The organism is Neorhizobium sp. BETTINA12A, from assembly GCF_023006485.1.
In the GTDB taxonomy this organism is placed as follows: domain Bacteria; phylum Pseudomonadota; class Alphaproteobacteria; order Rhizobiales; family Rhizobiaceae; genus Neorhizobium.
This window is the reverse complement of sequence record NZ_JALBGW010000228.1, coordinates 1-5,895: the sequence shown is the minus strand read 5'-3', so window position 1 is coordinate 5,895 and position 5,895 is coordinate 1. Positions and strand designations below refer to the sequence as shown.

The window sequence follows — 5,895 nt, the reverse complement described above, 5'->3', positions numbered from 1 at the left end:
CCCAAGCCGGCGACGACAAGGCGGCCCCGGCAAACCCGAACGCCGCCAAACCCGCGCCGAGCGACGACAAGCCGGCGGAAATCATCCGCGACATGACCAAGCTGCCGGCGCCGGTCAAGCAGATGCGTGAAAAGCTGGTTGAGGCCGCGGCCTCGGGCGACGTCACCCGCCTGCGCGACCTGATGGGAACAGGGGCCACTCAGACGCAGGTGATGAACGGCGAATTCGAGGATCCGATCGAAACGCTGAAGAGTTTTTCGGGCGATGCGGACGGCCAGGAAATCCTCGCCATCCTGCTCGATATCCTTTCCACCGGTGCGGCGCATTTCGACGTCGGCACGCCGGAAGAAGCCTATGTCTGGCCCTATTTCGCCGGCAAGCAGCTTTCGAAGCTGACGCCGCCCGAACGGGTCGACCTTTTGCGCATCGTGACGGCCGGCGACCTCGCCGGCATGGAAGAGAACGGCAACTACAACTTCTTCCGCGCCGGCATCAGCCCGGACGGCAAATGGAAGTTCTTCTCCGGCGGCGATTGAGCGGGCGACTCGCGTTTTTTCGCGTAGTCGCCACCACTGCATTTGCCTAACCGTCGCTACCCCCCTCTGTCACTTTCGTGACATCTCCCCCTCAAGGGGGGAGATCACGGGGAGATTGCCGCATCGGGTTCATCCTCCACAATAACGTCCCAAAAAATAACATAGTGTATTGGACGCTAGGCGGTGCCTCCAGCCAATCTCCCCCCTTGAGGGGGGGAGATGCCCGGCAGGGCAGAGGGGGGTGGCGGCATATTCGGCCGCCACCGCATTTGCCGCCCGGCATGCCTTGCCGCGCTGGCGGCGAAGACTTAATTGTCAGTCTCAGAACAACCGGATTCCCGTGCCATGCCCGCCGCCTTTCTTCCTTCGCGAAGCCTGATCCGCCTCACCGGCAAGGATGCACAGGATTTCCTGCAGGGGCTGATCACCACCGACATCGATTCGCTGCCGGGAGGTGAAACCCGGCCGGGTGCACTGCTGACGCCGCAGGGCAAGATCCTGTTCGACTTCCTGGTCTGGCGCGAGGGAGATGGGTTCGTCATCGAGACCGAGACGGCCCAGCGCGAGGCGCTGATGCGGCGGCTGACGATGTACAAGCTGCGCGCAGCCGTGGATATCGCTGCCGGTTCGGAAGACGGTATCACCGTTTTCTGGGGCGACGACTCGGGCAAGGGCGCGGTGAAGGATGCGGCTTTCGCCAAGGCCGGCATCAGGCTGAGCCGCGCGCCTGGAAAACAGGCCGACGGGCCGGAAGAGGCTTATCACGCTCTGCGAATCGAAGCCGGCATCTCGATCTCGGGTCACGACTATGCGCTGCAGGATGCCTTTCCGCACGACGTGCTGCTCGACCAGACGGACGGTCTTTCCTTCCGCAAGGGCTGCTATGTCGGGCAGGAGGTCGTGTCCCGCATGCAGCATCGCGGCACGGCGCGGCGGCGGGTGGCGATCGTCTCGGGCGAAACCGCCCTGCCCGCCTCCGGTACCGAGATCGTAGCCGGCGGCAAGCCGGTCGGCGCGCTCGGATCGGTCGCCGGAAATAAGGGGCTAGCGATCGTGCGCATCGACCGCGTCGGCGACGCCTTGGCACGCGGTGTACCGCTTTCCGCGGGCGATGTGACTGTGAGCCTGACGCTTCCGGCCTGGAGCGGGCTCTCCTTCCCCGCCGAGGCTGAAGAGGCCGAGACGTGAGCCCAGTGGTGACGGCACCACGTGCCTGGCAACGAATGCTGTCGGGACGCCGGCTCGACCTGCTCGATCCCTCGCCGCTCGACATCGAAATCTCCGATATCGCCCACGGGCTTGCCCGCGTCGCCCGCTGGAACGGCCAGACGCGTGGCGACCATGCCTTTTCCGTCGCCCAGCACTGCCTTGTCGTCGAGGAAATCTTTCGCCGCTGCAACGAAGCCTGCACGGGCGATGCGCTGCAGATGACGATGCTGCACGATGCGCCGGAATATGTGATCGGCGACATGATCTCGCCGTTCAAATCGGTGGTCGGCGGCGGTTACAAGGCGGTCGAGCAGCGGCTGGAGGCGGCGATCCACCTGCGTTTCGGCCTGCCGCCGCATCCGACCCGCGAGTTGAAGGCGCTGATCAAGAAGGCCGATACGATCGCTGCCTTTTTCGAGGCCACCGAACTTGCCGGTTTCTCGGTCACCGAGGCGCGAAAATTTTTCGGCCAGCCGCGCGGCATCACCTCAGACATGTTGCCGATCCAGCCGATGCCGGCTCTGACGGCGCAACAGCTTTTCCTCGACCGATTCCATCAGATCGAGGCCGAGCGCAACGCCGTGGGCAACGCGCCGTGACCGCGATCGTCGTCTGCCCGCTGAGTTCCATCGCCGAGACCGCCGTCCGCCACAAGGCGCGCGAAATGGTGAGCCTGATCGCCGAGGGCCAGGACTTTCACCGGCCGGGCGTGATTTCTGCCGAGCGCCACTTGAAGCTGGCGATGAACGATATCGGTTTTGCCGGCACGGGAGGCTTGATTGCCCCAAGCGAGGCGCATGTGGAAAGCCTGATCGGCTTCGTGCGTGACTGGGACCAGTCGGCGCCGATCGTCATCCATTGCTGGATGGGCGTCTCCCGTTCGCCTGCCGCGGCGGTGATCGCCGCACTCTCGCTCAACCCGGAAGAGGACGATTTCGCGCTGGCTGCGAGGCTCCGCAACGTTGCGCCGCATGCCACGCCGAATACGCGGCTGATCGAGATCGGCGACCGGCTGCTCGGCCGCAACGGCCGGCTGATCGCAGCCATCAAGGGGATAGGCCGCGGCGCCGAGACCGACGGTCGGGCCTCCTTCATCCTGCCGCTAAAAATCTCGCCTTGAACCTGAAAGTTGAATTTTCCTAATTGTTTAGCTGGAGGTAGGAAACCTCCATTTTTCTCTTGACCTCGCGGCCTGCTGCGCCAATTAACGGCGAAACCGAAAGAAGGAGCAGACCGCCGGATGGATCAGGCGTCGGAATTTGTTGTGGCAACCAGGGCGGCGCTCGCTCAGTTGAGCGCGCTGGCGGTGCAATATTCCTTCTCCGCCGTCGGTGCGATCGTTCTCCTCATTCTCGGCTGGATGGCCGCCGGCCTGATCAGCCGTTGGGCTCATCGCGGCCTGTCGCGCATCCACGGCATCGATGCGACGCTGTCGCAATTCTTCTCCAACATCATCCGTTATGCGATCCTGGTTCTCGTCGTCGTCATGGTGCTCGGCCAGTTCGGCGTGCAGACGGCATCGGTGCTCGCGGCGCTGGGCGCGATCGGCCTTGCTGTCGGCCTCGCGCTGCAGGGCACGCTGCAGAACATCGCAGCCGGCATCATGCTCCTGGTCCTGCGGCCGTTCCGGGTCGGCGAGAGCATCGAGACCGGCAGCGTCACCGGCACGATCGTCGATGTCGGACTGTTTGCAACCGAGCTTCGGACCGCCGACGGCATCTACCGGCTAGCGCCGAACTCGACCTTGTGGAACGTGCCGATCACCAATTACAGCCGGCTGAAGACGCGCCGTAACGAGATTTCAGTCAGCATCGGCACCGACCGCGATATCGGCCGGACCCAGGCGAAACTGATGGCGCTCGCCAGCGGTGAAAGGCGGGTGCTGAAGGACCCGGCGCCGACCGTCTACGTGGCCGAATTCGATGCCGGCAGCGCCAAGCTGACGCTGCGTTACTGGACGAAGAGCAGCGACTGGTGGGAAACCGGCCGCGACCTGACCAGGGACGTCAAGCTCGCCTTTGATAAGTTCCCTGGCGACAAATCGCCAGAACAGATTCCAGACCCTCAGGTAGAAACCCGCGACGTCACCGGTGAGAGCGGACCTCCGGCTCCTCACGGTGCGGACGAACCGGTCACGCAGCGGACCTGAAGGAAAGGATGCATCGGGGCCGGCTTTTCACGAGGAAGCCGGCCCCGATGCCCAAATGTTACGAGAATCGATTCGGCAATCGCCGTCACACGACCTTGAGGTCGTATTCCTCGCTGCCCGACCAGACGATGTCCCAGGACGCGCCCGGACGGACGTTGCGGATGGCCGTCGGCTCGAAGGCTACGAGGCAGCGGCCCTGATCGTGCCGCACCGACGGATAGATCAGTCCGTCATGCCCGTCGCGCCTCAATCTTTCGGCGAGCGCCTGCCCCTGGGGATAACCGATCGCCGGATCCGGATCGAGTGCCGGGTGGTCTCTCTCATCGCTGATGTCCGGATACTCGCCGATGAAATCCGCCAGCAGTTCCACATAACGCGCCGTTTCCTCGAAGACGCCGATGAACCGCAGTTCCCGCGTCTTGTGGAAGGCGACCTCGGCAATCGACGTCATCGTGTCCCAGCTGCAATACCAGGCCCCGCGGTTTTCGTCGTTGAAGCGGTTTCCGCCTTTTCGGGTATAGGTGAAGGCGGCATTGATATGGGTGTTGCCGTAGACCTGCAGGTCGTGCTTGCGGCGTTTCCAGGCGAGCTCGCGGCGGTCGAGATAGAGGTTCAATCCCCGCTCGGCGGTCAGCCTGGCACTGGTCATGCCCTCGATCTCGGCAAGGATCGCCAGTTCCTCGTGGCTATCCACCAAGCCGCGCAGGCTCGGCGGCTTGTGGTAGGTCGCCGGGATCAGCCGCACCAGCGCCCGGTCGCTGACCGAGGTCACGATCACGCACCGCCCCGCAGGGCATCGAGGTAGTTTCGGACCGCGAGGAATTGCGGCAATCCCTCGTCGATCAGCGTATCGATGGGGCGAGTGCCGCGAAACAGCGGCCCCTCGTTCGGCAACGTCATCCATCTGGAAGCAATCGGATCGCTGAAATAGAGTTTCAGGGCCTTGTAGATGCCGATGACGGCGCTGAGGCGCAGCATCTGGTCCTTGGTCAAGCCTCCCGAATAGCCAGGTTTTCGGGCACGTTTCCAGGTGCTTTCCGACATATCCGCAAGGGCCGCCGCCTCGTTCACCGGCACGCCCCACTCGGCGACGACATTGCCGAAGGCCTTCAGTGCAACGGCCGTCAGCTGCTCCGCTTTCTCTTTTCTGGCTGCGACTTCCATGGCAAGCTCCTGCTTCGCCCTGAAGCTAGTCCATTTGCACTGAATGTAAAGGTCATATGACCCTTTTTGATACATTGCTGGGATTGACGTTATTGCTATCGCTTGCGGTAATTCTGCGAACGGTCGGTACCGCCGCCGATCCAGGGGCCGAGCGTTGCCGAGGTCGTCGAGCACTTGCGGGGTGTTTTCCAGGCCGGATGACCGGCGCGGATGGGACACGGCCATTGCGGCACGGGACCGTGACCGACACTCGACCGGCGCCCGATTGGTCGTGGAACACGGCTCTTCCCTTCCCTCGGCCGGCAATTGTATAACCGGTTGATTGAACCCTTCACCCGCGAGCGTGCCGATGATCGAAATCCTCCTCCTGCTGCTGGTGATCCTGATGGTGGGTCTTTATCGCAAGACATCGACCCGAGTGGCAGCGCTCGAAAAGGAGCTGGAAGCGATCAAGGTCGGACTGCTTTCCACGCAGCCGGTTTCCACGGCGGCACCCGTGGCTGCCCCGGCGACGGTTCCCGCTGCGGCGGCTGTTATCGCCACCGAAGCGGTGACCGAAGAACCGGCAGTTCGGGCAGAACCGGTCCCCCAGGCAGAACCGGTTGCGGCAGAGGCCGTGCAGGAGGAGACGATTGCGGCAAGCTTGGCCGCCGAGGACGTTGCGGCCCGCGAAGAGGCTCCCGCACCGGTCGCGACGACGACACGGACACCAACGCCCGCAAAACCGAAAAACCGCGAAAACCTCGAAAGCTATCTCGGCGCCCGCTGGCCGGTCTGGGTCGGCGGCGTGGCGCTTGCCTTCGGCGGCATCTTTCTGGTGCGCGCTTCGATCGAGGC

The 5,895-nt window shown here is 63.7% G+C and carries 7 protein-coding genes and 1 pseudogene; 6 read left to right on the top strand and 2 right to left on the bottom strand.

Features of this window, described 5'->3' with window-relative positions:
• From MOV61_RS27765 to MOV61_RS27745, 5 genes are all read left to right on the top strand, one after another.
• Positions 1–536: hypothetical protein (locus MOV61_RS27765; protein ID WP_247138891.1), on the top strand; the 536-nt coding region annotated here is incomplete at its 5' end.
• 345 nt (positions 537–881) lie between these two features.
• Positions 882–1,724: a folate-binding protein YgfZ gene (locus MOV61_RS27760; protein ID WP_247138890.1), complete on the top strand. Its 843-nt coding sequence runs from the start codon at positions 882–884 to the stop codon at positions 1,722–1,724.
• Between the two features lie 35 nt (positions 1,725–1,759).
• A complete protein-coding gene (locus MOV61_RS27755; protein ID WP_247138892.1) occupies positions 1,760–2,344 on the top strand; it encodes a YfbR-like 5'-deoxynucleotidase in 585 nt (194 codons plus the stop codon).
• Positions 2,341–2,865, top strand: a complete 525-nt coding sequence (locus MOV61_RS27750) for a tyrosine phosphatase family protein (protein WP_247138889.1) — start codon at positions 2,341–2,343, stop codon at positions 2,863–2,865. The genes MOV61_RS27755 and MOV61_RS27750 overlap by 4 nt, the downstream gene beginning before the upstream one ends.
• A gap of 120 nt (positions 2,866–2,985) precedes the next feature.
• Positions 2,986–3,894, top strand: a complete 909-nt coding sequence (locus MOV61_RS27745) for a mechanosensitive ion channel family protein (protein WP_247138888.1) — start codon at positions 2,986–2,988, stop codon at positions 3,892–3,894.
• A gap of 85 nt (positions 3,895–3,979) precedes the next feature.
• Here the strand turns inward: MOV61_RS27745 and MOV61_RS27740 are convergent, their stop codons facing one another.
• Positions 3,980–4,672, bottom strand: coding sequence for an RES family NAD+ phosphorylase (locus tag MOV61_RS27740; RefSeq protein WP_247138887.1), 693 nt, complete (start codon positions 4,670–4,672; stop codon positions 3,980–3,982).
• Positions 4,669–5,058, bottom strand: coding sequence for an MbcA/ParS/Xre antitoxin family protein (locus MOV61_RS27735; RefSeq protein ID WP_038585217.1), 390 nt, complete (start codon positions 5,056–5,058; stop codon positions 4,669–4,671). Before MOV61_RS27735 ends, MOV61_RS27740 begins: the two co-directional genes overlap by 4 nt.
• Positions 5,059–5,407: 349 nt before the next feature.
• Between MOV61_RS27735 and MOV61_RS27730 the strand changes: the two are divergent.
• Positions 5,408–5,895, top strand: a pseudogene (locus MOV61_RS27730) (DUF2339 domain-containing protein); the annotation flags it as partial.